Below are 25765 nucleotides of genomic sequence, written 5' to 3' on the forward strand. Positions count from 1 at the left end.
TAGGGGCTCCGTAACCTGCGGAGCCCCTTTTCATGTCTTTGTCCAATCCCGGCCTTCGCCCCTGGCGCGACATCGCGCGTCGCCAGAGCCGCCAGATCATGGTCGGCAACGTGCCCGTGGGCGGCGACGCGCCGGTGTCGGTGCAGACGATGACCAACACGCCCACCCATGACGTGCGGGCGACGGTGGACCAGATCCGCCGCTGCGAGGACGTGGGCGTCGATATCATCCGTGTGTCCTGCCCCGACGAGGATTCGACCGCAGCCCTCAAGCAGATCGTCCGCGCCGCGCGCGTGCCGATCGTCGCCGACATTCATTTTCACTATAAGCGCGCGCTGGAAGCTGCCGACGCGGGCGCGGCCTGTTTGCGGATCAACCCCGGCAACATCGGCAGCGAGGCGCGGGTCAAGGAAGTGGTGGACGCTGCCAAGGCGAACGGCTGTTCGATCCGCATCGGCGTCAACGCCGGCAGCCTGGAAAAGGACCTGCTGGAAAAATATGGCGAACCCTGCCCCGAAGCGCTGGTCGAGAGCGCGCTCGACCATATCAAGCTGCTGCAGGACCAGGATTTCCACGACTATAAGGTCGCGGTGAAGGCGAGCGACGTATTCCTGGCCGTAGCCGCCTATATGCAGCTTGCCGACGCGGTCGATTGCCCGCTGCACCTTGGCATCACTGAAGCGGGCGGCTTGATCGGGGGCACGGTTAAAAGCGCGATCGGCATCGGCAATCTTCTCTGGGCCGGGATCGGCGACACGATCCGTGTCTCCCTTTCCGCCGAACCGGAAGAGGAAGTGCGCGTCGGGTACGAAATACTTAAATCGCTCGGCATCCGCACGCGCGGGGTCAAGGTTATTTCCTGCCCCTCCTGCGCGCGGCAGGGTTTCGACGTCATCCGCACCGTTCAGGCGTTGGAGGAACGGCTCCAGCATATCCACACCCCCCTCTCGCTTTCGGTGCTGGGATGCGTGGTCAACGGCCCCGGCGAGGCGCGCGAAACCGACATCGGCCTCACTGGCGGCGGCGCGGGCAAGCATATGGTCTATCTCTCCGGCCTTACTGACCATACGGTCCAGGACGAAGGCATGATCGACCATATCGTTGCCCTGGTTGAGGCCAAGGCGGCGGAAATAGAGGCGGCAAAGCTGGAAGCGGAAACCACCGACGCGGGCAAGGCGGAAGCGGCGGAATAGCCGGCTGAGGATGGAAAAGCCTGCTCGCGGTTTCGCGATTCCCTTCGCCGTCTGCTGCCTTGGCGTCGCGCTCTTTTCCGTCATGGATGCAGCGATGAAGGGGCTCAGCCTGTCCATCGGCCTCTACAACGCCCTGTTCTGGCGCGCCGTGGCCGGCACCCTCCTTGGCTTTGCTCTGATGCTGCTCACCCGCCAGCGCTGGCCCACGGCGGCGGTGCTGCGCATCCACCTGCTGCGGGGAAGCGTGGTCGCTGCTATGGCGGCGCTCTTCTTCTGGGCGATCATGCGCCTGCCGCTGGCCGAAGCGATTGCGCTCTCCTTCATCGCCCCGCTGATCGCGCTGTATCTCGCTGCGCTGCTGCTCAAGGAGAAGGTCGGGCGCCAGGCGATCGGCGCATCGCTTTTGGGGCTGGTCGGCGTGGGCGTGATCCTGTCGGGCCGGCTGCAGGGCCATTATGCGCCGGACGCCCTTCTCGGCGCGCTGGCGGTGCTGGCGTCGGCCGTGCTCTTCGCCTGGAATCTCGTGATCCAGCGGCAACAGGCGCAACTGGCCACGCCGATCGAGGTCGCCTTCTTCCAGCATCTTGTGATGCTCGGCGTCTTCGTGCTGGGTGCCCCCGTCTGGCTGACGATTCCCCCTGTCGAGGCAGCGCCGCTGGTGCTGCTTGCCGCCTTGCTGGCCTTCACCTCCCTGTCGGCGCTTGCCTGGGCCTATGCGCGCAGTGAGGCGCAGCGACTCATCCCGGTCGAATATAGCGCCTTCCTGTGGGCGGCGATCGTCGGCTGGCTGGCGTTCGGCGAAAGGGTGACCCCGGCCACTGTCGCGGGCGCCTTGCTGATCGTCGCGGGCTGCCTTATCGCCGCCCGCTCGAAACGGCCGGACATGGCCCATGTGGAAGCGGGGACAGCATGAGCGACATCATCATCCGCCCGGCATGCGCCGACGATCTGGACAGCATCCACGCCTTCATCCTCGCGCTCGCTGACTATGAGCGGCTCGCCCATGAAGTGAAGGCCGACCGCGCGACGCTTGGCCGCTACCTGTTTGGCGACCGCCCGATGGCTGAAGTGCTGATTGCCGAGCAGGGGGAAGTCGCAGTCGGCTTCGCGCTCTTCTTCCACAATTTCTCGACCTTCGAAGGGCGGCCGGGCGTCTATCTCGAGGATCTGTTCGTCCTGCCGCAAGCGCGCGGCCTTGGCGCTGGCAAGGCGCTGCTCGCGCATCTCGCGCAGCTGGCGATCGAGCGCGACTGTGCCCGCCTCGAATGGTCCGTACTCGACTGGAACGAGCCGTCGATCGCCTTCTACCGCTCGCTGGGCGCCAAGCCGATGGATGAATGGACGGTGCAGCGGGTCGAGGGCGATGCGCTGGTGGCGCTCAGTTCCGCCGCCAGTCCTCGACGCTGACGGCGATCAGCGTCACGGCGAAGAATCCCAGGGCAGCGACGACAAGGACGGGATAGAAGGTGGCGATCATCGGACGGTCTCCTTTGCCGGAGATGGTAGGTCGCGGCGACCTCCCGCCGTAATAGGGATTGTTACGGATACGCGCGCGACGAGCCGTCGGCCGGCAGGCTTGACGCCGACTCCCCCCTCGGCGCATTGTGCCGGAACGGAACATTTGGGGGACATGGGATAGTTATGGCCGTCGGCCGCACCGTCAAACGATCGCCGGAATGGCGGGAAATGCTGAAGCGCAGCCTGATCCGCAGTGGCGCGTTGATTGGTGCGCTGGCGCTGATCGCGGCGACCCTGTTCCTCGCACTGGCCTTGCTCAGCTACGCGCCCAGCGATCCGTCGATGAACACGGTGGCGGGCGATCATGTCGCCAACATCATGGCTTCGCCAGGTGCGTGGACCGCAGATTTCCTGCTCTGGCTGCTGGGCGTGCCGGTCGCGCTCATCCTGCCGCTGATGGCGGTTACCGCCCGCCGCCTGTGGGGCGATCAGGACATGGCGGGATGGAAGGCGCAGTTCGGCAAATGTCTGCTGGGCATCGCCCTGGTCGGCATTGCGCTCGCCCTGTTTCAGACGGAGCCGCTGGTCGGCTTGCCCGCGGGTTGGGGCGGGGTCATCGGCCTTGTCACAGCGAAGGGCATCGCCAGCCTGACCGCGCAAGTCCCCGCCGCTGCGCCGTGGATCCGGGGGCTGCTGGTCGTGGTCGCGCTGATCGCCGGCCTGTTCGCCTGCTACCGCAGCCTAGCGCTGGAAAAGCCCTTGATCGCGATGCGCCGCCCCAGCTTCCCGCGGCTCAGCCTGCCGCGCCCCGCTCTTGGCTTTGCGGGCGGCGCAACAGCCGACACGGACGTTTTCGACGATGATGACGAACCGGCCGAGCGGGTCATCGCCCCGCGCCGCCAGGTGTCCAACGAGCCCAAGCCGCCCATCACCATCCAGTCGCCCAAGCCCGCCCCGGCGCAGCGCGCCATGGCGCCGGTCAGCCAGGACGACCTGTTCGGCAACTCCTCGCTGCCCTCGCCCGATCTGCTCAATCCCATCCCCGCCAGCCAGGGCGGCAAGATCGACAAGGCGGCGCTGGAGCGCAATGCGCGCTTGCTCGAATCCGTGCTCGACGACTTCCATGTGAAGGGCAACATCACCGAAGTCCGTCCGGGCCCGGTCGTCACCATGTACGAGCTGGAGCCCGCGCCCGGCATCAAGGCGAGCCGCGTCATCGCGCTGGCCGACGACATCGCCCGCAACATGTCAGCGCTGTCCGCGCGCGTCGCGACCATTCCCGGTCGCACCGTCATTGGCATCGAATTGCCCAACGCCCATCGTGAGGGCGTATCCTTCCGCGAACTCATCACTTCGGAACAGTTCGGGCAGGAAGCGACACTGCCAATCATCCTTGGCAAGAATATTTCGGGTGAACCGATCATTGCGGACCTTGCCCCCATGCCGCACCTGCTGATCGCCGGCACCACCGGGTCGGGCAAGTCGGTGGGTCTCAACGCCATGATCCTGTCGCTGCTCTATCGCATGACGCCGGATCAGCTGCGCCTCATCATGATCGATCCCAAGATGCTGGAACTGTCGACCTATGACGATATTCCGCATCTCCTCTCGCCCGTCGTCACCGAACCCGCCAAGGCGATCCGCGCGCTCAAATGGGCGGTCGAGCAGATGGAGGACCGCTATCGGATGATGGCGTCGATCTCCGTCCGCAACCTCGCCAACTATAATGAAAAGGTTCGCGCCGCGAAGGCCAAGGGCAAGCCGCTCGGCCGCCGCGTCCAGACCGGCTACGACCCGGAAACCGGCAAGCCGATCTACGAGGAGGAGCAGCTGGATTTCCAGCCGCTGCCGCAGATCGTGGTGGTGGTGGACGAGCTTGCCGACCTCATGATGACGGCGGGCAAGGAAGTCGAATTCCTGATCCAGCGCCTCGCGCAGAAGGCGCGCGCAGCCGGCATCCACCTGATCCTCGCGACGCAGCGCCCTTCGGTGGACGTCATCACCGGCGTCATCAAGGCAAACCTGCCGACCCGCATCAGCTTCTTCGTCACCAGCAAGATCGACAGCCGCACCATCCTGGGCGAACAAGGCGCGGAGCAGCTGCTGGGCAAGGGCGACATGCTCTACATGCATGGCGGCAAGGGCCTGACGCGTGTCCACGGTCCGTTCGTGTCCGATGACGAGGTCCGCGTCGTCGCCGACCATTGGCGCGCGCAGGGCCAGCCCGACTACATCTCCGCCGTCACGGAAGAGCCGGAGGAAGGCAGCTTCGCGCTCGACGGCGTCGATCTTGGCGACGACAGTCCCGACGCGCAGCTCTTCCGCAAGGCCTGCCAGCTGGTGTTCGAAAACCAGAAAGCCTCGACCAGTTGGCTTCAGCGGCAATTGCGCGTCGGCTACAACAGCGCCGCGCGCCTGATCGAGCGGATGGAAGAGGAGGGTCTGGTCGGTCCCCCCAACCATGTTGGCCGGCGCGAAGTGCTCCGGGATGAGAACGGCAATCCTCTCTGACGCCGCGATTGCATTTCGCGCAATCATCGTCGCTCCGTTCGCATTTGCAGCGAAGGCGGCTGGACGGCATATGGAAAGGGCCTTTCAGGCATCCTCTCCTAAAAACTTTCCGGGCCGGTCGTATAGATCGGCCCTTTTTTGTTCCGCGTAGATGAATGCCGTCCCAATCCTTGCAATATCGGAACGACCGGGTTCACAGCGGGTTCAACCCTCCACGCCTAAGTCATGGCCCATAGACCAAGATGGAGTTGAACCCATGAAGCGCCTGGTCGCGCCCCTGATCCTCGTCCTTGCCGCCGCGCCGGTCGCGCTGCCGCTTGCTCCCCTCGCTGCGCAGCAGGCCCCCTCCGGCCTTGCGCAGGTCAACGCCTATCTTCGCGCCGTCACCACCATGACCGCCGACTTCGCCCAGACCGACCGCAACGGCCAGACCCTGACCGGCCAGCTGACGCTGAAACAACCCGGCAAGATACGGTTCCAGTATCAGAGGGGCGTCCCCCTGCTGATCGTCGGTGATGGCAAGGCGCTGACCGTCATCGATTATGAGGTGCGGCAGGTGCAACGCTGGCCGATCGGCAATTCGCCGCTGGGCGCCCTGCTGGACCCGTCGAAAGACCTGTCGAAATTCGGCAAGGTGGTCCCGACCGACGATCCGTCGATCCTGAGCGTCCAGGCGCGCGATCCTAAGCGGCCCGAATTCGGGACCATCACGATGATCTTCAAACGGGATGGGGCCAGCCCTGCCGGGCTTCAGCTCTATGGCTGGGTGGCGCTCGATTCGCAGAACAACCGGACATCGGTGAAACTGTCGAACCAGCGCTATGGCGTGCCGGTGCCCGACTCGGCGTTCCGCTGGACGGATCCGCGTCCGCGCGGCCGTTCGGGAGGATGAACCGAGCGCGTGGTGCGGCGGAAAGATAAACTTTCCGCGTCGTTCATCTGCGGCTCATATCCGCGGCGCTAATCAGGATTTCACGGCGGATGGCACTACCGGGATTTCCCCCCTGTTACCCGGTCCCCACCTCCACCGCGAAGCGCTTCAAGGGCGCGATCGAGACCCCCGTTCCATGCCCCCGGAGCGGGGGTCTTACTTTGTGCCTTCCGCCTCTTGTCCCCGGCCGCTTGCGCAACAATGCGCGCCATCCTAGGTGGCTTGGCATGGCCGACACGCTTTCCATCTGTTCCTGGAACATCAACAGCGTCCGCGCGCGCATCGACATCGTCGAACAGTTGCTGCGCGAGGAAGCCCCCGACATCCTCTGCCTTCAGGAAACGAAGGTGGTGAACGACATCTTCCCGCGCGAGATGTTCAGGCGCATGGGCTATGTGCATCAGGTGCTGAACGGCCAGCGCATGCATCATGGCGTCGCGATCATGAGCAAGGTGCCGATCCATGAGGACGACCGGTTCGACTGGCAGGCCAATGGCGAGGCGCGCCATGTCGGCGTCCGGCTCGACAATGGCGTTCGTATCGAGAATGTATATGTGCCGGCCGGCGGCGACATTCCGGACCGCGATCTCAATCCCAAATTTGGCCAGAAGCTCGATTTCCTGGAGCGCATGATCCAATGGTCGTCCGCGCTCGACGACAAGCCGACGATCCTGACCGGCGACTTCAACATCGCTCCCCTCGAATGCGACGTGTGGAGCCACAAGCAGCTCCTGAACGTCGTCAGCCACACGCCCGTCGAGTGCGAGATACTCGGCCGGTTGCAGGCGTCCAACGACTGGGTGGACATCGGCCGCCACTTCCACCCCGCGCCGGCCCGTCTCTACACCTGGTGGAGCTATCGCGCGAAGGACTGGGCGGAATCGGACCGGGGACGCCGGCTCGACCATATGTGGATGACCCGCGACGTAGCGGACAAGGCGGTGGCGCATCGCGTGGTCGAACCCGCGCGCAGCTGGGTCAAGCCGTCGGACCACATCCCCATCATCACTGAGTTCGCATTCTGATGGGCGCCGCCGGCAATGGCCGTGATACCGCCCGCGCGATAGACGCGCTGCGCCGTGGCTGGGCGATCCGGCTGCGCGCGGCGGATGGCGCCGTCCGACTGATGGCGGTGGAAGGGGCCGACGCCGTGACACTCGCCGGCTTCGATCCCGCCGGGCGGGCGGACATCCTGATTTCCGCCGCCCGCGCCGAAACGTTGAAGCTTGCCAATCAGCTCGCGGCAGCCGATCCCGGCTGGCCGGTGCTGGTCGAACGCGCGCCATGGATCGACGCCGACGTCGCCACCGCCATCTCCGACCCGGTGCTGGACCTGGCCTCCCCGCTCAAGGGGCCGTTCCGCGCGCTTCCGCTCGCCGCGCCTCATGCCGCCAGGGCGGCGCTGCGGCTTGCCCGTCTTGCGGGCATCCTCCCCGCCTTTTTCCTGATGGAAAGCGATGGCCCGGTGGAGGTGGAGGTGAATGCGGACGCCGTCGCGGCCTATGACGATGCGGTCCATCTGGCTATCGCCACCCGCGCGCGCCTGCCCGTCGCAGCCGGCGAAAATGCGGAAATCGTCGCTTTCCGCAGCGCTGACGAACCGCGCGAGCATGTGGCGCTGGTCATGGGCCGGCGCGACGCGTCGGCGCCCGTCATCCGTATTCATAGCGAATGCCTGACCGGCGATGTTCTCGGCTCGCTCAAATGCGACTGCGGACCGCAACTTCATGAGGCGCTGCACCAGATCGCGGATGCGCACTGGGGCATCCTTCTTTACCTGCGGCAGGAAGGACGCGGCATCGGCCTCGTCAACAAGCTGCGCGCCTATGCCTTGCAGGATCAGGGTTTCGACACGGTCGACGCCAACGTCCGCCTGGGCTTTGCCATCGATGCGCGCGATTTTTCCGTCGCGGCGCGGATGCTCGACCTGCTGGGCGTAAAAGACGTGCGGCTGCTTACCAACAATCCTGACAAGGTGGCGGGTCTGGAATCGGCGGGCATCAGGGTGGTCGAACGGCTGCCGATCATCCTTCCGGCCAATCCGCATAACGAACGCTATCTCGCCACCAAGCGAGACCGCACCGGCCACCAGCTGTGAACCTGATCCGGGTGGAAAGCGGCGCGGGCCGCCTCGCCTTTGGCGATATCGGCATGACCTGCGCCATCGGACGGGGCGGATCGTGCGCCGCAGAGGACAAGCGGGAAGGGGATGGCTGCACGCCGCTTGGCACATGGCCCCTCCGCGCGGTGCTTCTTCGCCCCGGCAAGGTTTCCGCTGCGGGCATATCGCTGCCCTGGCGCTGGATCAGGGCAGGCGATGGATGGTCGGACGATCCGGCCGACCCGGCCTACAACCGGCCAGTGCGCCTGCCGCGACCCTCTTCCGCCGAAAGCCTGATCCGCGACGATGATGCTTATGACGTGATCATCATCCTTGCCCACAATGACGCGCCGCCGGTGCCGGGGAAGGGCAGCGCGATCTTCTTCCACCTGTCCGAAGGCCGTCCCACCGCCGGCTGCGTCGCGGTCGAGCGGAGCGACATGCTGCGCCTCCTGCCGCTGCTCGTGCCGGGCGACGCGATGGAAATCATGCCCTGAAGGCGCTGGACCTCTCAGGCCATCTCCAGCGCTTCGCCCACTTCGCCGCCCGCAGCCTCCAGCAAACGCCGTTCCAGCGTCTGGAGGCGCCCCTTGCTCTCGATCTTCCCGCCCAGAAGGTCGGTGACGTAGAAAGTATCGACCGCCCGCTCGCCATAGGTGGCGACATGGGCGCTATGCACGGTAACCTTGGACTGAAACAAGGCGTTGGCCAGGCTGAACAGCAGGGCGGGCCGGTCGCGCGCATTCACTTCGATCACGGTGAAGCGGTTCGACGCCTTGTTGTCGATCAGCACATTGGGTTCGATCCGGAACGCTTCGGCGCGGGTCCGGGGCAGGGGGCGCGCCGACAATTTGGTGATGAGCCGGTGGCGATTGGACAGCGAATCCTCGATCGCGTTGCGGATGCGATCCAGCTGCTCGGGACTGTGGAACGCGCCACCGAACGGGTCCTGCACCAGGAAATTGTCGATCGCCACGCCATCGCGCGTGGTGTGAATGCGCGCGTCGATGATATTGCCGCCGGCCAGATGGATGGCCCCGGCGATGCGATAGAACAGGCCGGGATGGTCGGCGGCATAGACGGTGACCAGGGTCGCACCGCGCTGCGGATAATAATGCGCCGCGATCGACAGCGCCGCATCGCCCGCCGCCACTATATGCTGGGCATTGTGGACCAATATGTCTTCCGGTTCGGCGATCCAGTAGGATTCCGGCATCCGCCGGCTGAACGCGTCGAACGCCGCCTCGTCCATGCCCAGCGCCTGCCGTAGCGCTTCCTGCTTGGCGAGCACGCGCTCGCCCCGGCCCTTCTGCTTGTGGCCGAGGCGCAGCACCTCTTCGGCCGATTCGTAGAGATCGCCCAGCAACTGCCGCTTCCAGCTGTTCCACACCCCCGGCCCCACCGCGCGGATATCCACGACCGTCAGGCACAGCAGCAGCCGCAGCCGCTCCGGGCTTTGCACCACATCCACGAAATCGAGGATGGTCTTGTAATCGGCGAGATCGCGCTTGAAGGCCGTGGCCGACATCAGCAGGTGATAGCGCACCAGCCAGGCGACCGTTTCGGTCTCGGCGGCGCTAAGGCCCAGCCGCGGACAGAGATGTTCCGCCACGTCCGCGCCCAATATGCTGTGGTCGCCGCCGCGTCCCTTGGCGATGTCGTGCAACAGCACCGCGACATACAGCACCCGGCGCGACAGGATCTTGCCCATCAGGTCGGTCGCGAGCGGATGGTCGGTGCCCAGCTCCCCCTTCTCGATCCGCGCCAGCAGCCCGACCGCCCGGATGGTGTGCTCATCCACCGTATAATGGTGGTACATGTCGAACTGCATCTGCGCGACGACGCGGCGGAAATCGGGAATGAAGCGGCCGAACACCGTCGATTCGTTCATCCAGCGTAGCACCGTCTCGGGATCGCGCCGGCTGGTCAGCACCTCCATGAAGGCGGCGTTCGCCCTTGGGTCCTTCCGTACCTTTGCCGTGATGAAGCCCGCATCCCGACTGGCGGCGCGCATCGCGCTTGGATGGATTTGCAGCCCGTGCCGGTCGGCCACGGCGAAGATCTCCAGCAACCGGACCGGATCGGCCTGGAAGAAATCCTCGCTTGGAAGCGCGAGCCGACCCCGCTCCAGAACGAAGCCGTCCAGTTTTTTGGGCCGGCGGAAGATGGCGGGAATGTAGCGCCGTCCCTTGGGGCCCATCTGGTCGTCCAGATGCGCCAGGAACACGGCGGTCAGGTCGCCCACGGTCTTTGCGTTGAGGAAATAATAACGCATGAAGCGTTCGACCCCGGAACGGCCGGCGCGGGCGGTGAAATGCATCCGCGTCGCCGTCTCCAGCTGCAGGTCGAAGGTGAGCCGGTCCTCGGCCCGGCCAGTGATGGTGTGGAGGTGGCATCGCACCGCCCACAGAAAATCTTCCGCCTTCTGGAACTGGCGCAGCTCGCTCTGGGTCAGCAGGCCCACATCCACCAGTTCGGCGACGGATCGCACCCGATTGACGTATTTGCCGATCCAGAACAGCGTGTGGAGGTCGCGCAGGCCCCCCTTGCCTTCCTTCACATTGGGTTCGACGACATAGCGGCTGTCGCCCATCCGCTTGTGCCGCTCATCCCGCTCTTCCAGCTTCTCGGTCACAAAGGCGCGGGCGTTGCCCTGCATGACTTCCGCGTCGAAACGCGCCGACGTTTCCTCATAGAGCGCGCGGTCGCCCCAGATGTAGCGGGCCTCCAGCAGCGCCGTACGCACGGTAAGGTCGCTCTTCGCCATGCGCATGGTCTCGTCGACCGATCGGCTGGAGTGCCCGACCTTCAGCCCCAGGTCCCACAGCGAATAGAGCATGGATTCAATCACCTGCTCGGTCCAGCCGGTGGGCTTCCATGGGGTGATGAACCCAATGTCGACATCGCTGTGCGGTGCCATTTCGCCCCGGCCATAGCCGCCCACCGCGATCAGCACGATCCGCTCGCCGGTGCTGCGGTTGCCGGCGGGATAGAGATGATGGGTCGTGGCGTCGTAGAGCAGGCGCAATATCTGGTCGATCAGGAAGGCGAAGGCCGTGACAGACTCCCGGCCGCGCGTCGGGCGGGCGTCCAGCCGCCGTGCCACCTCGGCCCGGCCATGGTCCAGCGCTGCCTTCAATTCCCGCACGATCAGCCCGCGCAGCCGCACGCTGTCACCCTCATGCTCCCGGGCAAGGGCGTCGATCGTGTCGGATATGACGCGCCGGTCGATGATCGCACGGCGCGATCCCAGCGCGGGGGACTGTATGACCATCCCCGTCATCTAGTCATGACGGGCGTCGGCGGCCAGTTGTTTCAGCCGATATATGTGATCAAGCGCTTCCCTCGGGGACAGGGCATCGGCGTCGATCGCTTCGATCGCCGCGCGCAGCGGGTCTGGCGCGGCCTCCTCCTGCGCGGCGGTGGCGGCGAAAAGGGGCAGGTCGTCAAGGCCCGCCGCGATCCCCCCCGTCTTCGCCTTGCCCGCCTCGAGCCGCGACAGCACGTCCTTGGCACGCTTGAGCACCGCCGGGGGCACTCCGGCGAGCCGCGCGACCGCCAGGCCATAGCTGCGATCGGCCGGCCCCTCGGCCAGTTCATGCAGCAGGATAAGATCACCCTTCCACTCGCGCGCCCGGACATGGTGGAGGGACAAGGACGGCAGTGTCTCGGCGAGGCGGGTCAGCTCGTGGTAATGGGTGGCGAACAGGCAGCGGCAGCGATTGACCTCGTGCACCGCCTCCACCACCGCCCAGGCGAGCGCCAGGCCGTCATAGGTGGACGTTCCGCGCCCGACCTCATCCAGGATGACGAAGCTGCGCTCCGTCGCCTGGGCCAGGATCGCGGCCGTCTCCACCATCTCGACCATGAAGGTCGACCGTCCCTTGGCCAGATTGTCCGACGCGCCCACCCGGCTGAACAGCCGGTCGACCAGGGTCAGCGTGGCCGACTGCGCCGGAACATAGCCGCCCGCCTGCGCCAGGATGACGATGAGGGCGTTCTGCCGCAGGAAGGTCGACTTGCCGCCCATATTGGGGCCGGTGACGAGCCACAGCCGGTCGCCATGCGACAGACGGCAGTCGTTGGCGACGAAGGGCTGTCCTTCGCGGCGCAGCGCATCCTCCACCACGGGATGCCGCCCGCCCACGATGTCGAGGCATTGGCCAGCCCCGTCTACCGGCACGAAATGCGGCCGTTGCCAGCCGCCCTCCGCCGCGCGTTCGGCCAGCGCCGCCGCCACGTCCAGCCGGGCCAGCGCGTCGGCCGCGCGCGCGATGTCCGCCTTGCGATCCAGCACCGCCTCGATCAAGCCCTCCAGATGCGCGGCTTCCGCCACCAGCGCATGCGCGCCCGCCTGCGCCACGCGCCCGGCTTCTTCATGCAGGTCGATCGAATTGAACCGAACCACGCCGGCCAGCGTCTGGCGATGGGTGAAGCCGCTGTCAGGCGCCATCAGTGCATCGGCTGATCGGGCGGGCACTTCGACATGATAGCCCAGGACGCCATTGTGACGAATTTTGAGCGTCGAAATGCCCGTCTGCTCGCGATATTTCGCCTCCAGTGCAGCGATCGCGCGCCGGCCGTCGCCTGCCATGCGCCGCAATTCGTCCAGCGCCGGATCATAGCCGTCCGCGATGTAGCCGCCATTGGCTGTCTCGGTCGGTGGAGACGGCACCAGCGCGCGCGACAGGGCGTCGACCAACGCGCCATGGCCGTCCAGAGCGGGCAGCAATTGTGCCAGCAGTGGCGGCATGTCGGCCAATCGCCCCAGCCGCTCGCGCAGCAGTCTCGCGTCGCCCAGGCCATCGCGTAATTGGCCGAGGTCGCGCGGGCTGCCCCGCCCCACCGCAACACGCCCCAATGCCCGGCCGATGTCGGGCAGGGCGCGCAACGCGCCACGCAGCTGATCGCGCAGCCCGGCATCGTCGTGGAACAGTTGCACAAGGCCCAGCCGCGCCTCGATGGCGCTTGGGTCCATCAGCGGCGCGGACAAATCCTGCGCCAGCAGACGCGCGCCCGCGCCCGTGACCGTCCGGTCGATCGCGTGGAGCAGGCTGCCCGCGCGCGTCCCGGCGGTGGTCGCCACGATCTCCAGGCTCTCGCGGGTCGCCGCGTCGATCGCCACATGGCCGCCCGCCGCCTTGCGCAAGGGCGGGGCGAGAAAGGGCAGACTGCCCTTGCCGGCATGATCGAGATAGGCGATCAGACCGCCCATCGCTGCCAGCTCCGCCCGCCCGAACTGACCGAAACCGTCGAGCGTCGCTACGCCGAACAGCCGTTTCAGCGCCTCTTCGGCTCGTGCGCTGGAAAAGGCCGCGCGGTCGAACGGATGGCCGTTCGCCACGTCGATGGTGGATCCGTCCGCCACGACTGTCTCGCTTGGCCGCAACCGCGCCAGCTCGGCCGGCAGATCGGCGGCCGTGCAGGTCATCGTCTCGAACCGGCCGGTGGAAATGTCGGCGGCGGCGATGCCGATCTCGCCGGACGTCTCGCCGCCGACCTGGGCCAGAGCGACGAGCATGTTGTCGCGGCGGCTGTCGAGCAGCGTTTCTTCCGTCAGCGTACCTGCCGTCACATAGCGGACGATGGCGCGCGCCACGAGCGCCTTGCCGCCCCGCGCCTTTGCCTGGGCTGGCGTTTCCGTCTGTTCCGCGATGGCGACCCGGTGCCCCGCCTTGATGAGCCGGGCGAGATAGCCTTCCGCGCTGTGCACCGGAACCCCGCACATGGGGATCGGCGCGCCGCCATGTTCGCCCCGACTTGTGAGTGCGATGTCCAGCGTTGCCGCGGCGAGCTTGGCATCGTCGAAAAACAGCTCGAAAAAGTCGCCCATGCGATAGAAAAGCAGGCAATCGCGCGCTTCGGCCTTCAATGACAGATATTGCGCCATCATCGGGGTGGGAGCGGTGCTGTCAGTGGAGATCGCCATCATGTCAGCCGATAGCGGGAAGCCGGGCGGGAGACCAGAGCTTCGAAATGGAGCAGGAAAATTGCGCTTCTCGCACTTGCCCCCAAGATAATCTTACCGCTAGGGCCGGCCTCGCTGCCCTAAAATGAGAGAGTCCGATGTCCGACCGATCGCATGTGGAATTTTCCGAGCGTGAAGCGCTGTTCTTCCATTCGACCGGACGGCCGGGGAAGATCGAGATCGTCGCATCCAAACCGATGGCGACGCAGCGCGACCTCAGCCTCGCCTATTCGCCCGGCGTCGCTGTGCCGGTTCGCGCCATCGCCCGGGATCCTTCCACTGCTTATGACTATACGGCGAAGGGCAATCTGGTCGCCGTCATCTCGAACGGCACCGCCATCCTTGGCCTCGGCAATCTGGGCGCGCTGGCGTCGAAGCCGGTGATGGAAGGAAAGGCGGTGCTGTTCAAGCGCTTCGCTGACGTCGATTCCATCGACATCGAACTCAATACCGAAGATGTCGACCGCTTCATCGATGCCGTCGAACTTATGGAGCCGAGCTTTGGCGGCATCAACCTTGAGGATATCAAGGCGCCCGAATGCTTCATCATCGAACAGACGCTGAAGGAACGGATGAACATTCCGGTCTTTCATGATGACCAGCATGGCACGGCGATCATCGCGGCGGCGGGTGTCCTCAACGCGGCGCTGCTCACCGGGCGCGACATGAAGGACATGAAGGTGGTGGTGAACGGCGCGGGCGCCGCCTCCATTTCCTGCACTGAACTTATCAAGGCGCTGGGCGTCCCGCATGACAATGTCATCATGTGCGACAGCAAGGGCGTCATTTACCGGGGCCGGACCGAGGGCCTCAACCAGTGGAAGTCCGCCCACGCCGTTGATACCGACGCTCGCACGCTCGCCGACGCGGTTCGGGGCGCGGACGTGTTCCTCGGCCTCTCGGTCGCGGGTGCGATGACGGCGGAGATGGTGACGTCGATGGCGGACAAGCCGATCATCTTCGCCATGGCCAATCCCGATCCCGAAATCCTGCCTCCCGAAGCGAAGGCTGCCCGTCCCGATGCGATCGTCGCCACCGGCCGGTCGGATTTTCCCAACCAGGTCAATAATGTCCTTGGCTTCCCCTTCATTTTCCGCGGCGCGCTCGACGTGCGCGCCACTGGCATCAATGAAGCGATGAAGCTCGCCGCTGCCAAGGCGATTGCCGAACTGGCGCGCGAACAGGTGCCGGAGGAAGTGGCGAAGGCCTATGGCCGTTCGCACAGCTTCGGTCCCGACTATATCATTCCCGCGCCCTTCGATCCGCGCCTGATGGAGGTGGTGCCGGCGGCCGTCGCCCAGGCGGCGATGGAAACCGGTGTTGCGCAAAGGCCTATCGCCGACATGGCGGCCTATCGCCAGTCGCTCAAGGGACGGCTCAATCCGACCACTTCGGTGCTCACGACCGCCTATGAAGTGGCGAAGGCCGATCCCAAGCGGGTCGTCTTCGCCGAAGCGGAAGAGGAAGTCGTGCTGCGCGCGGCGATCCAGTTTCGCGACCTTGGCTATGGCGTGCCCGTGCTGGTCGGACGCGACGATGTGATCGACAAGCTGAAGGCGCTGGGGGTCAGCGACCCGGGTGGCTTCGAACTGCACAACAGCGTCAATTCGCCGTTGGTGCCCGACATGGTCGAAATTCTCTATGCCCGGCTCCAGCGGCGCGGCTATCTGCGCCGCGACTGCGAGCGGATGGTCAACCGCGACCGCAACATCTTCGGCACGCTGCTGGTCAAGATGGGTGTGGCCGACGCGATGCTGACCGGCACAACCCGCCCCTATCATCAGACCCTGCGGGAGGTGAAGCGCGTCATGGACCCGAAGGCGGGTCGGACGCCCTTTGGCATCCATGTCATGGTCGCGAAGGACAAGACCGTGTTCCTGGCCGATACCACCGTCAACGAGCGGCCGTCGGCGGCGGAACTTGCCGACATTGCGGAAGGCACGGTGGCGGTCGCCCGGCGGATGGGCCATGATCCGCGGGTCGCTTTCCTCTCCTACTCCAATTTCGGCAATCCGCCCGGCAGCTATCTCGACAATGTCCGCGATGCCATCAAGCTGCTCGACGCGCGCGAGGTGGATTTCGAATATGAAGGCGAGATGACGCCGGACGCGGCGCTCAACCCTGCGGTCATGAAGAGCTATCCGTTCAGCCGCCTGTCGGGTCCCGCCAATGTGCTGGTGATGCCGGGACTGCAGTCGGCCAACATCTCGGCCAAGCTGCTGCGCGAATTTGGCGGCACGTCGATGATCGGGCCGTTGCTGGTCGGCATGGACAAATCGGTGCAGATCGCCACCATGTCGCACAATGCGTCGGAGCTGCTGACCCTGGCGGTGCTGGCCGCCGGCGGGGTCGCGCTCTGATTGCTTCGATGAAACATTCTCGCCTGTCCATCAGGGCTTTTCGCTTGCCAGCCGCATGAACGCCGGGGCAGGGGAAGGCGGCAATAGTTTCGGAGCAGAGGAATGAGCGCGACCAGTTTCGACAGTGCGACCTTCCGGCGCGTGCTGGGCCACTATCCGACCGGCGTATGCGCCGTGACGGCGGTAGAGCCTGATGGCGCGCCTATCGGCATGGTCGTAGGGTCCTTCACCTCGGTGTCGCTCGATCCGCCGCTTGTGGCCTTCTTCCCGGCAAAATCCTCCAGCAGCTGGCCCCGGATCGAGCGCCTGGGCAAATTCTGCGTCAATATATTGGCGAGCGACCAGCTGCCGCTCTGTCGCCAGATCGCTGCGCCCGGCCCGGACAAGTTTCGGGACATCGCCCACCGGGTTTCGGCCAACGGGTCGCCGATCCTGGACGATGTCGTTGCGTGGATCGACTGCACGCTGGACGCGGTGCATGACGCAGGCGACCATCATATCGCGATCGGGCGGGTGGCGGCGCTTGAGGTGGAGCGGGCCGACCGGCCGCTGCTCTTCTTCCAGGGGCGATATGGGGAGTTTGCCCTGCTGGACTGACGGAGGCGGTCACCCGATCCACCGACCATCTTTTCATCCGGTGACGGATCGGACATGGATGAGACATATTATAGCTCGTTAAGGTCTTTCCTTTAAGCCAGTCTCGTCGCCCCTGCTCCGGATCGCTCATGACCTCCCTGCTCATCACCGTGGATACGGAGCTGTCATCCTCCCTGCACCGCGGCGGCGCGAGTGTGCAGGACAATGTCGCACGGTCCATCTGGGCCGAAACCCCGGACGGAGCGTTCGGCATCGGCTGGCAGATGGACCTGCTGGACCGGCATGGCCTCAAGGGCGTGTTCTTTCTCGATCCCATGCCCGCGCTGATCCACGGGCGGGACTTCCTCGGCGCCATCGTCGGGGCCATCGTGTCGCGCGGGCATGAGGTGCAGCTGCACATCCACACCGAATGGCTCGAATGGGTCGACAATTCGCCTGTCGGCGGCCGGCGCGGCCGCAACATTAGCGACTTTGCGCTCGACGACCAGATCACGCTGCTGCGTCTCGCCAGGACGCTGCTGGAGGAGGCCGGCGCACCGCCGATTCTCGCTTTCCGCGCCGGCAATTTCGGTGCCAATGACGATACGCTGCGTGCGCTCGCGACGATCGGCATCCTGTGGGACAGCAGCGTCAATCCCGCCTATCTGGGCCGGGAATGCGCCATCGGCATGGCAGCCGACCAGATCGCGCCCGCCCGCCGGTTCGGTATGGCGGAACTGCCAGTCTCCGGCATAGCCGACCGGCCGGGCGGCTTCCGACCCGCCCAGATTTGCGCGATGTCGACAGCGGAAATGCGCGCGGGCATCCGCCATGCCGTAAAGGAAGCGCAGGACGCCTTTGTCATAGTCACTCACAGTTTCGAAATGCTCTCGCGCGATCGTCGCCGGCCGAACCGCGCCGTCATTGCCCGCTTCGAACGGCTTTGCCGGGAAGCGGCCCGCCTGCCGGCGCTGCGCCCCGCCGGCTTTGCCGACCTGCCGCCCGCGCTGGCGGACGCGCCCGGCCGGGCTTTCACGCGCGCCGCGCCCAGCCGGCTGCGCACCGGCCTGCGACAGGCGCAGCAGGCCTGGGCGACGTGGCGCTACGAACATCGGCTGGTCCCCGCGTGACCCTTCATCCGGTTGCGATCGTCATCGGTCTGGAAAACGCCATCGGCCTTACGGTCGTGCGCGAACTGGGCGAACATGGCGTCCCCGTCCATGGCGTGGCGCGGGACCCCATGGCGATCGGCGCGGCCTCGCGCCATTGCCGCGACTGGTCGCTGCGGCCTTCGGGCGATCCTGCGGATTGGCTGCCTGAACTCATATCGCGCACCGGCGCGAAGGCGGTGCTCGCGATATCCGAAACCGATCTCATCGCCCTGTCGCAGCTTCCCCCTGTCATCGGCGACTGCCACATTCTCGTCCCCCGTCCGCAACCCCTGGCCCGCGTCCTCGACAAACGGCGTACGCTGGAGATTGCGGCGGCCGCCGGGCTGCTCGTGCCGCACACCTGGCAGCCGGTCGAGGGCGAGGATTTTGCCGGCCGCGCCGCCACCATGCATTATCCGCTGGTCGCCAAATGGGCCAACCCGCCCGAAGTGATGGCCGCGCTCGACCGGGCCGGCCTCGAATGGTTCAAGACGGCCTATGTCCATACGCCGCGCGAGTTGACGGCTCTGCTCGATCGCTATGCGTCGATCGGTCGCTGGCCGCTGATCCAGCAATATTGCGGGGGCGTCGGCCTTGGTCAGATGCTCTACATGGCGGATGGACAGGCGACGTTGCGCTTCCAGCATCGCCGCCTGCATGAATGGCCGCCCGAAGGTGGCGTGTCGACCCTGTGCCGCGCGGAACCGGCGGACGCGCATGCCGCGCAGATGGCCCTGTCGGAAAAGCTGCTGCGGGCGCTGGACTGGGAAGGACAGGCGATGGTGGAATATCGCTACGAGCCGGAAGCCGGGCGCTACTGGCTGATGGAGGTCAACGGGCGCTTCTGGGGCAGCCTGCCGCTTGCGCGCCATTGCCACGCGCATTTCGCATGGGAAGCCTATCGCCGCGCCGTGCTGGGGCAGACAGACGCTGCGCCACGACCGCGCGATGGTTTGCGCGCCCGCTATATGGTGCCGGAAACAAAGCGTCTCGCGCGGCTGCTCCTGGGGCCAGACCGGATCGGCGACCCCTTCTTCCATCCCCGCCCTATGGCCGACCTCATGGCCTATATCCTCGGCTTTTTCGATCCGCGCGGCCGCTATTATGTGTTCAGCCGCTCCGATCCACGGCCCTTCCTGCGCGACTTGTGGCACATGCTCAGGAAAGCCTTGCGCCTGGAAAGGCGCTGACGAGCCGTCCCACCGCTGCTTCGATCCGGCCGAGGCAGCGCGCCATATAGCGATCGTCCAGGCTATAGGGATCATGCAAATGCGGCATCACGGGCCTGGTCCAGCGGCCCAGCAACATCCGGGGCAGCCCGGCAAGGCGCGGGTCTGCCGCCAATCTGTGCAGCTGCCGCACTTCCATCGCCAGCAGCAGGTCGCCCTCCAGCGGAACATAGTCCTGAAGGTCCAGCGCCCGATGCGCCGACAGGTCATGGCCCAACGCCTGCGCCGCGGCGATGGCCGGATCGTGCGCGGCGCGTCCGCTGCTGGTCGACAGGCCGAAGGATGCGCTGTTCATTCCCGCGCGCCGCGCCACCACATCGGCGAAGGCGCTGCGACAGATATTGCCCTGGCACACGAACACCAGCCGGCGCACCCGCGCCGGATCGGGCGGACGCTGCCCTGACAGGCCGAACATCATCTGCGGATAGGAAAGCGCGAGCCTGACAAGGCCGCGAACGGTGCCGAAGCGGGATGTGATCATCTGCGGTCGCTTCCTAGCCTGTTTTTGCGAGACGCGCCACATGTCTGCTTCCAGGTTGCCTGGCGGCACGACAATCCCGAATTGAAAGCGGCCTGCTTCCCCGGCAAGGAAGGCGCATGGACGCCGCCAATTCCTCCCTGCTTCTGCCGTCCCGCGCCATGGCGCGGGGCGCGAGCGCAGAATTGTTCGATCTTGGCGATGGCCATGTGCTCAAACTGTTTCGCGACACGGTGTCCGATGACATGATCGCGCGCGAAATCGCCGCGTCCGTTCATGCCGGCAATTGCGGTGTGCCAACCGCGGCGGCCATCGGCCGCGACGACCGCGCCGGCCGGCGCGGCATCCTCTATCCCCGACTGGACGGCGGCACGCTGATGGACTGGATCCGGCGAAACCCGATGAAGGCGGGACGGGCGCTTGACGGCATGGCCGCTGTTCATGTCGCCATGCACGCAAAAGAAGGTGGCGCGCTGCGCACGCTCAAGGATGTGCTCGCGACCGATATCGCTTATGGCCCGGCACCCGCGGCAGTGCAGCAGGCCGCGACCGCCTATCTTCACGCGTTGCCGCAGGGAGCCGCGCTGACGCATGGCGACTTTCATCTTGGCAATGTCATGATGACGCCCAAGGGCATGGCGGTGATAGACTGGTCCAAGGCTGCGGTCGGCCACCCCGCCGCCGACGCGGTGCGGTCCGAAATGCTGATGCGCTTCGGCGTCGGGCCGGCGGACTGGGTGACGAATCTGTGGCGCGACTGGGCGGCGGCCCGGTTGGGCAGGGCCTATCTCGCCTCCTCTCCCGTCACACCGCGCGAACTTGACGAGTGGCGGCCGGTGGTGGCCCTCGCCTGGCTGCGCGCCCGAGACGCCGGGCGAAACGCAGCTTTCCTGCGCTATCTGGACAAGGCACTCGTACAGGCGAAACTTCCGCCACTGGGCACAGGGCGGCGCTCGGCGCCATAAATCGGAATCACAACGTCCTGTAATCCAGCACTCTCTGCAGCGCCTCTTCGTTCAGCCGAGCCGCCCGCTCGCTGCTGTCACTTTCGGTGTAGCACCGAAGCTCCGGCGCATTGCCGCTGGGGCGCAGGTGAATGATGTCGCCGGCTGCGAAATGGATGCGCAGCCCGTCCGTGCGGTCGATGCCCTCCGCCTGGCCCGCGATGCCGCCGAACATCGCCGTCAACCGCGTCAGGATGTCGGCATCGCTGCCTTCCTCCAGATGCGCGATCAGCGCCTGGCTCTGCGCCGTCGGATAATTTTGCAGCCGCTCACTGAACGTATAGCGTTCCGGCAGTTGCGCCATCAGCGCGGAGAGCGTCACGCCCAGCCGTCGCGCATCCACCAGCGTCGCAAGGATCGGTAGCACCGCATCCCGCGTCGGCAGCGCATGGAGGTCGCGCCCTTCAACGGCCACCTGCGTCGCCAGCAGGAAACCGCCATTGGCTTCATAGCCGCAGACTCTGGAATGTCCTTCCGCGATCAGCGCGTTCATCGCCTCGATCACGAAAGGCGATCCGATTCGCGTCCGGCGCACTGCGTCGAACAGGCCGGAAAGTTCCACCGCGCTGTTGCAACTGACCGGGGTCGCCACCGCGCGGATGCCCAGCGATCGTGCACATAGGATGCCGAGCACGTCACCACGCATCCATGCGCCGCTTTCGTCGGCCAGCAGCGGACGATCGGAATCGCCGTCAGTGGAAAGGATCGCGTCCAGTCCCAACTCGGCCGCCCATTCGCGCGCGAGCCTCTGGTCTTCCGCGCGGACCGCTTCGGTATCGACGGGAATGAACCTGTCCGATCGGCCCAGCGACACAGCCTCCCCGCCCAGCGCATCGACCAGCGTGACGAGGATGTCGCGGCCCACGGCAGAATGCTCGTAAACGCCGAGCTTCATGCCGGACAGCGCGTGGCTTCCGAACGCATCGACATAGCGCGCGACATAGGGCGCCGCGACATCCACCAGCGGCGGCAGCGCTTCGACTTTCTTCAGCATGCCGTCTTCGTCGAACAGATCGGGCAGCGTCACGCTCTGTGCACGGATGCCCTGCTCGTCGGCTTTCAGCACCTCGCCGTCGGTGCGGTTGAACTTGATGCCGTTGCGGTCGTCCGGAATATGGCTGCCCGTCACCATCAGCGATGGAATGCCCCGAGCGAAACCATAGGCCGCAACAGCGGGAGACGGCACGAACCCGCAATGATGCACCTCGCCGGCCATATGTTCGATTGCCGCCGCGCAGGCCGCCATGATGCGCGGGCTGGACGGCCGCAGATCGCCTGCGATGGCGACGGCTTTGCCTGGCGCGAACTGGCCGATGGCGGCCAGATGCTGCAGGAAAGCGCAGCTATAGGCAAAGCACACCCGGTCCGTCATCGCGCTGACCAGACCGCGCGCGCCGCTGGTGCCGAACGCGACGCCGGATTGCGTCATCAAGTCGGCAATGGAAACTGTCTGCCTCATCACTGTCCTTCTGGCTCCCGACCGGGCCATCCGAAGATGCGTCGCCCCATCAACCGCGCGCGTATCGGTCCTCGTAGCGCACGATGTCGTCCTCGCCGACATAGGGTCCGGTTTGCACCTCGATAAACACCATCGGGATGCGCCCGGGATTTTCAATCCTGTGGCGCGCGCCGACCGGGATGTAGACTGACTGATTTTCCGTCAGCAGCGTTACATCGTCATCCAATGTCACCTTGGCGGTGCCTTCGACGACGATCCAATGTTCCGAGCGATGGAAATGGCTCTGCAGGCTGAGTGACGCGCCCGGCAGCACGGTAATCCGCTTCACCTGGAACCGGCCGCCGATCAGCAGGCTCTCATACCATCCCCATGGCCGATGATCCTTCGGAAAGGTCTCCGCCTGCGCCGCGCCTTTGCGCTGCAGTGCCTCGACCACCTTCTTCACATCCTGGGTGCGCGATTTGTCGGCAATGAGCACCGCGTCGTTCATCGCCACGGCCACGATATTGTCGAGCCCGAGGCCGACGATCTCCAGGCCCTCCGTCTCCGATCGCAGCAGCGAATTTCGGCAGTCGATCGCCGTCGCCGCGCCGGCCAGGCTCACGCCCTGCTCATCGGGGCCCATATGGCCCCACACCGAATCCCAGTCTCCCAGGTCGGACCAGCCCGCATCATAGGGCACGACAGACAGATTGTCCGCCCGCTCCATGATGGCATAGTCGATGGCAACATTGTCCGCCCGGGCCCACGGCTCGGCCGCAAGGCGCAGGAAGCCAAGATCACCTTCCGCCTGCTCGACAGCCTGGTTCACCGCCTCGAACAACTCCGGCGTGTGCCGTTCGAATGCGGCAAGGATGTCCTTCACCGCGAAGAGGAAGATGCCTGCGTTCCACAGATAGTTGCCCGTCGCCAGCATCTCCTCGGCGCGAACCGCGTCGGGCTTTTCGACGAAGCTGCGGAGCGCGATCGGCATCCCCGATCCGTCCGGCCGCTCGCCGATCTCCAGATAGCCATAGCCCGTCTCAGCACGGGTCGGCTGGATGCCGAATGTCACCAGATCGCCCTTCGCCGTGGCTGTCAGTCCCTTCGCGACTGCCTCGTGAAAGGCTTCCCGATCAGTGATGACATGGTCGGACGGCGCCACCAGCATGACGGCATCGGGCTGCGTCTTCGCCAGATGGACCGCCGCCGCCAGGATCGCGGGCGCCGTGTTGCGCCCTTCCGGTTCGATCAATATGGCTTCGGGATCGATTCCTTCCTGCGCCAGCTGCTCGGTGATGATGAAGCGGAACAGCGAATTGGTGAGCACCATGGGCTTGGCGAACCGCACGGTCGCGCTTGACCCGGACATGCGCTGCGCCGCGTCCTGGAATAACGTTCTTTCGCCCAGCAAGGGTACGAACTGCTTGGGGTAGGACTTGCGCGACATGGGCCATAGCCGCGTACCTGATCCTCCCGCCAATATGACCGGAGTGATGGATCGCCCGTCAATGTTGGAAATAGTGGTCACCATGGCTCTGCTTAATCCTTCCAGCTGCCGGCTTCAAACCCAGCGCCCATTCATGCCCTCTTTGAGTACTATTCCATACCCGAAATAGTCTAAGGGACCATCGACGGGCTTTGGCATAGAAAGTCTACGGCTCGAAAACAAATGCGAAAGCCGCGTGGCAAGGAAGACCCTCCACGGCAAGAACAAAAATCCAATTAAAAAGTGGCGGATGTATGGTTTGAAAGACTAGCGTACATGCTCCTCTGATAGCATCCATTCTCACAAGAAAATCATTTGATTAAACTCGTATCGTTCAGGGGCATCCATCGAATCCATTACATCCGGATCCTGCCGGCTCACGCATGAATTGCCGGAGCCGGTCTGGCGGGACGAGTGACTTTATGAGTGAGATTTTTACGACCCGGATAATCAAGGCAAGGCCAGGCCGACATTGATGCGTACGCGCCATCGGTCTTCATATCCGGGATATGGGGCGAGCAGCGCGCGATGAGCGGACAGGTCAAGATTGACCCGCCCCTGCTGCACTCGCACGCCCGCGCCCGCCGAGGCCAGGTCGAAACGGCCGCTGCGATAGATGGGGCGTTCTTTATAGTAAGCGCGAGCGGCGTCGAGCGCGCCATAAAGCTGGATGTCGCGGCCCTTGCCCGACGCCGCGCTCCACAGCAGTTCCGCCGATCCTGCCAGCGCGCTGTCGCCCACCAGAGTCGCGGGATCGTAGGCGCGGCCAAAGCTCGGGCCGCCCAACGCCATGCCGTCAGCCTGGGTTAACGGGTCGGGGGAATATTGGCCGTGCGCGCGCAGCCGTAGCGCAGCCGAACGGCCAATCATCCGGTCATGGCTGACCTGCGCCTCCAGCTTGGTGAAATGGCGAGCGGCCATCTGCGCACTGATCCGAACCGCGGCGAAGGGGGCCGAGCGGGTGGCTTTGACTTGAATGCTGCTGACGGCGCGGGGAGTGTCATGCTGCCAGCGCAGCGCCGCGCTGAGGCTGGTGGTGGTTTCCCGATAGAGCCGATAGCCTGCAAAATGCGAACCGCTGCTCTGCCGGCTGACGCTGAACGCCGCCGTGATCCAATCTTCTTTGTCCACCAGCAGGGGATAGGTGAGGCCAGCCCCCAAGCCATAGGCGTCACTGCCCAGGCGATAGGCGGCAAGTTCGCTGCCCGATGCAGCGGCGGACATGTCGACGGCAGCGCCCTGCCTCCCCAGCGGCAGGGTGTAAGCGGCCGCCGTGGTCCAGACCCGGCCATTAAGTCCGCGCATGCCCTGCACCATCATCTGGTCGCCGCGCCGCAGGACGCTGTTGCCCTGCGCGGTGGCCTGCGCCTGCGCGCGGCCCGTCAGTGCCTGACCGTCATTATGCAGCAGCAACCCGAAACGGCGCAGGTCGCCCTCCACATGAAAATGGATTTCCACGCCGCCTGGCACCGTGCCTGCAACCATGGTCGCCTCGACCCGTGCCCCCGGAATCGCCTGGACGAGCCGCAACACCCGATCGAGTTGCCGGCGGCTGAGCGCGCCATCCCCTTGGCCAAGCGGGGCAGCGATCATGCGCACGCGGCGTCCGATACCATCCTCAAGCCCTGTAAAACGCAGGCGCTGCACCTGCCCTTCACGCGCCTTCACCTGCAACCGTCCCTGCCGATCGATCTCCTGAATATCAATCATATAGATTGCTACATCGCTGCGTGCATAGGCGGCGTCGAGCGCGCGCGCCAGTTGCTGGAGACGGGTGGCGTCGGGGGTTTGGCCCAGGAACGGGCGGACGGCCGCCTCCAACTGCTGCGCAATCGAAGAACCGGTGACGGTCAGCCCGGTCAGAGCCTGCACGGATGG

19 protein-coding genes are annotated in these 25765 nt (G+C 65.5%); 13 read left to right on the plus strand and 6 right to left on the minus strand.

Annotated elements, in window-relative coordinates; all coding sequences use genetic code 11:
• Window positions 1-32: 32 nt before the first annotated feature.
• The 8 genes from ispG (at window position 33) to AX724_RS06980 (ending at window position 8691) form a co-directional block, all read left to right on the plus strand.
• Complete coding sequence (gene ispG / locus AX724_RS06945) at window positions 33-1193, plus strand: flavodoxin-dependent (E)-4-hydroxy-3-methylbut-2-enyl-diphosphate synthase (protein ID WP_066764752.1); 1161 nt, start codon at window positions 33-35, stop codon at window positions 1191-1193.
• Window positions 1194-1203: 10 nt separating this feature from the next.
• Window positions 1204-2106 (plus strand): DMT family transporter, encoded by a 903-nt coding sequence (locus tag AX724_RS06950; RefSeq protein ID WP_066764754.1) that lies wholly within the window; start codon window positions 1204-1206, stop codon window positions 2104-2106.
• Window positions 2103-2600: a GNAT family N-acetyltransferase gene (locus AX724_RS06955; protein WP_066764755.1), complete on the plus strand. Its 498-nt coding sequence runs from the start codon at window positions 2103-2105 to the stop codon at window positions 2598-2600. The genes AX724_RS06950 and AX724_RS06955 overlap by 4 nt, the downstream gene beginning before the upstream one ends.
• Before the next feature lie 234 nt (window positions 2601-2834).
• Entirely contained in the window at window positions 2835-5162 is a 2328-nt protein-coding gene (locus AX724_RS06960; protein WP_066764757.1) for an FtsK/SpoIIIE family DNA translocase, read from the plus strand.
• Window positions 5163-5418: 256 nt separating this feature from the next.
• Complete coding sequence (locus tag AX724_RS06965) at window positions 5419-6054, plus strand: LolA family protein (RefSeq protein ID WP_066764760.1); 636 nt, start codon at window positions 5419-5421, stop codon at window positions 6052-6054.
• Between the two features lie 266 nt (window positions 6055-6320).
• A complete protein-coding gene (gene xth / locus AX724_RS06970; protein WP_066764762.1) occupies window positions 6321-7118 on the plus strand; it encodes an exodeoxyribonuclease III in 798 nt (265 codons plus the stop codon).
• On the plus strand, window positions 7118-8191 hold the full coding sequence (ribA, locus tag AX724_RS06975; protein WP_066764765.1) for a GTP cyclohydrolase II: 1074 nt from the start codon (window positions 7118-7120) through the stop codon (window positions 8189-8191). The genes xth and ribA overlap by 1 nt, the downstream gene beginning before the upstream one ends.
• Window positions 8188-8691 carry a L,D-transpeptidase family protein gene (locus tag AX724_RS06980; RefSeq protein ID WP_066764768.1) on the plus strand — a complete coding sequence of 168 codons (504 nt, stop codon included), beginning with the start codon at window positions 8188-8190 and terminating at the stop codon, window positions 8689-8691. The genes ribA and AX724_RS06980 overlap by 4 nt, the downstream gene beginning before the upstream one ends.
• A gap of 14 nt (window positions 8692-8705) precedes the next feature.
• On the opposite strand, the gene AX724_RS06985 is transcribed toward AX724_RS06980, so the two are convergent.
• Both AX724_RS06985 and mutS read right to left on the minus strand, forming a co-directional pair.
• Window positions 8706-11468, minus strand: coding sequence for a [protein-PII] uridylyltransferase (locus AX724_RS06985; RefSeq protein WP_066764800.1), 2763 nt, complete (start codon window positions 11466-11468; stop codon window positions 8706-8708).
• A 9-nt stretch (window positions 11469-11477) separates the two neighbouring features.
• Window positions 11478-14123, minus strand: coding sequence for a DNA mismatch repair protein MutS (gene mutS, locus AX724_RS06990; RefSeq protein ID WP_066764770.1), 2646 nt, complete (start codon window positions 14121-14123; stop codon window positions 11478-11480).
• A gap of 137 nt (window positions 14124-14260) precedes the next feature.
• Here mutS and AX724_RS06995 point away from each other — a divergent pair, with 137 nt between their 5' ends.
• The 4 genes from AX724_RS06995 (at window position 14261) to AX724_RS07010 (ending at window position 19439) form a co-directional block, all read left to right on the plus strand.
• The gene (locus AX724_RS06995) at window positions 14261-16522 is read left to right on the plus strand and encodes an NADP-dependent malic enzyme (RefSeq protein ID WP_066764772.1); all 2262 of its coding nucleotides are present in this window, start codon (window positions 14261-14263) and stop codon (window positions 16520-16522) included.
• A 102-nt stretch (window positions 16523-16624) separates the two neighbouring features.
• Window positions 16625-17119, plus strand: coding sequence for a flavin reductase family protein (locus tag AX724_RS07000; protein WP_066764775.1), 495 nt, complete (start codon window positions 16625-16627; stop codon window positions 17117-17119).
• Window positions 17120-17247: 128 nt separating this feature from the next.
• Window positions 17248-18228, plus strand: coding sequence for a polysaccharide deacetylase family protein (locus tag AX724_RS07005; RefSeq protein WP_066764778.1), 981 nt, complete (start codon window positions 17248-17250; stop codon window positions 18226-18228).
• The gene (locus tag AX724_RS07010) at window positions 18225-19439 is read left to right on the plus strand and encodes a carboxylate--amine ligase (RefSeq protein WP_066764782.1); all 1215 of its coding nucleotides are present in this window, start codon (window positions 18225-18227) and stop codon (window positions 19437-19439) included. The genes AX724_RS07005 and AX724_RS07010 overlap by 4 nt, the downstream gene beginning before the upstream one ends.
• Here the strand turns inward: AX724_RS07010 and AX724_RS07015 are convergent.
• Window positions 19408-19959: an arsenate reductase/protein-tyrosine-phosphatase family protein gene (locus AX724_RS07015; protein ID WP_066764786.1), complete on the minus strand. Its 552-nt coding sequence runs from the start codon at window positions 19957-19959 to the stop codon at window positions 19408-19410. The genes AX724_RS07010 and AX724_RS07015 overlap by 32 nt on opposite strands.
• A 116-nt stretch (window positions 19960-20075) precedes the next feature.
• Here AX724_RS07015 and AX724_RS07020 point away from each other — a divergent pair, with 116 nt between their 5' ends.
• Entirely contained in the window at window positions 20076-20921 is an 846-nt protein-coding gene (locus tag AX724_RS07020) for a phosphotransferase family protein (protein ID WP_066764788.1), read from the plus strand.
• A 7-nt stretch (window positions 20922-20928) separates the two neighbouring features.
• On the opposite strand, the gene AX724_RS07025 is transcribed toward AX724_RS07020, so the two are convergent.
• The 3 genes from AX724_RS07025 to AX724_RS23955 all read right to left on the minus strand — a co-directional run.
• Window positions 20929-22419 carry a phosphomannomutase gene (locus AX724_RS07025; protein WP_066764791.1) on the minus strand — a complete coding sequence of 497 codons (1491 nt, stop codon included), beginning with the start codon at window positions 22417-22419 and terminating at the stop codon, window positions 20929-20931.
• A gap of 49 nt (window positions 22420-22468) precedes the next feature.
• Window positions 22469-23932, minus strand: coding sequence for a mannose-1-phosphate guanylyltransferase/mannose-6-phosphate isomerase (locus AX724_RS07030; protein ID WP_197421501.1), 1464 nt, complete (start codon window positions 23930-23932; stop codon window positions 22469-22471).
• A 405-nt stretch (window positions 23933-24337) separates the two neighbouring features.
• On the minus strand, window positions 24338-25765 hold a 1428-nt coding region (locus AX724_RS23955; protein WP_197421502.1), incomplete at its 5' end, for a ShlB/FhaC/HecB family hemolysin secretion/activation protein.

Origin of the sequence: Sphingobium sp. CCH11-B1 (genome assembly GCF_001556865.1) — a bacterium.
GTDB lineage: Bacteria > Pseudomonadota > Alphaproteobacteria > Sphingomonadales > Sphingomonadaceae > Sphingobium.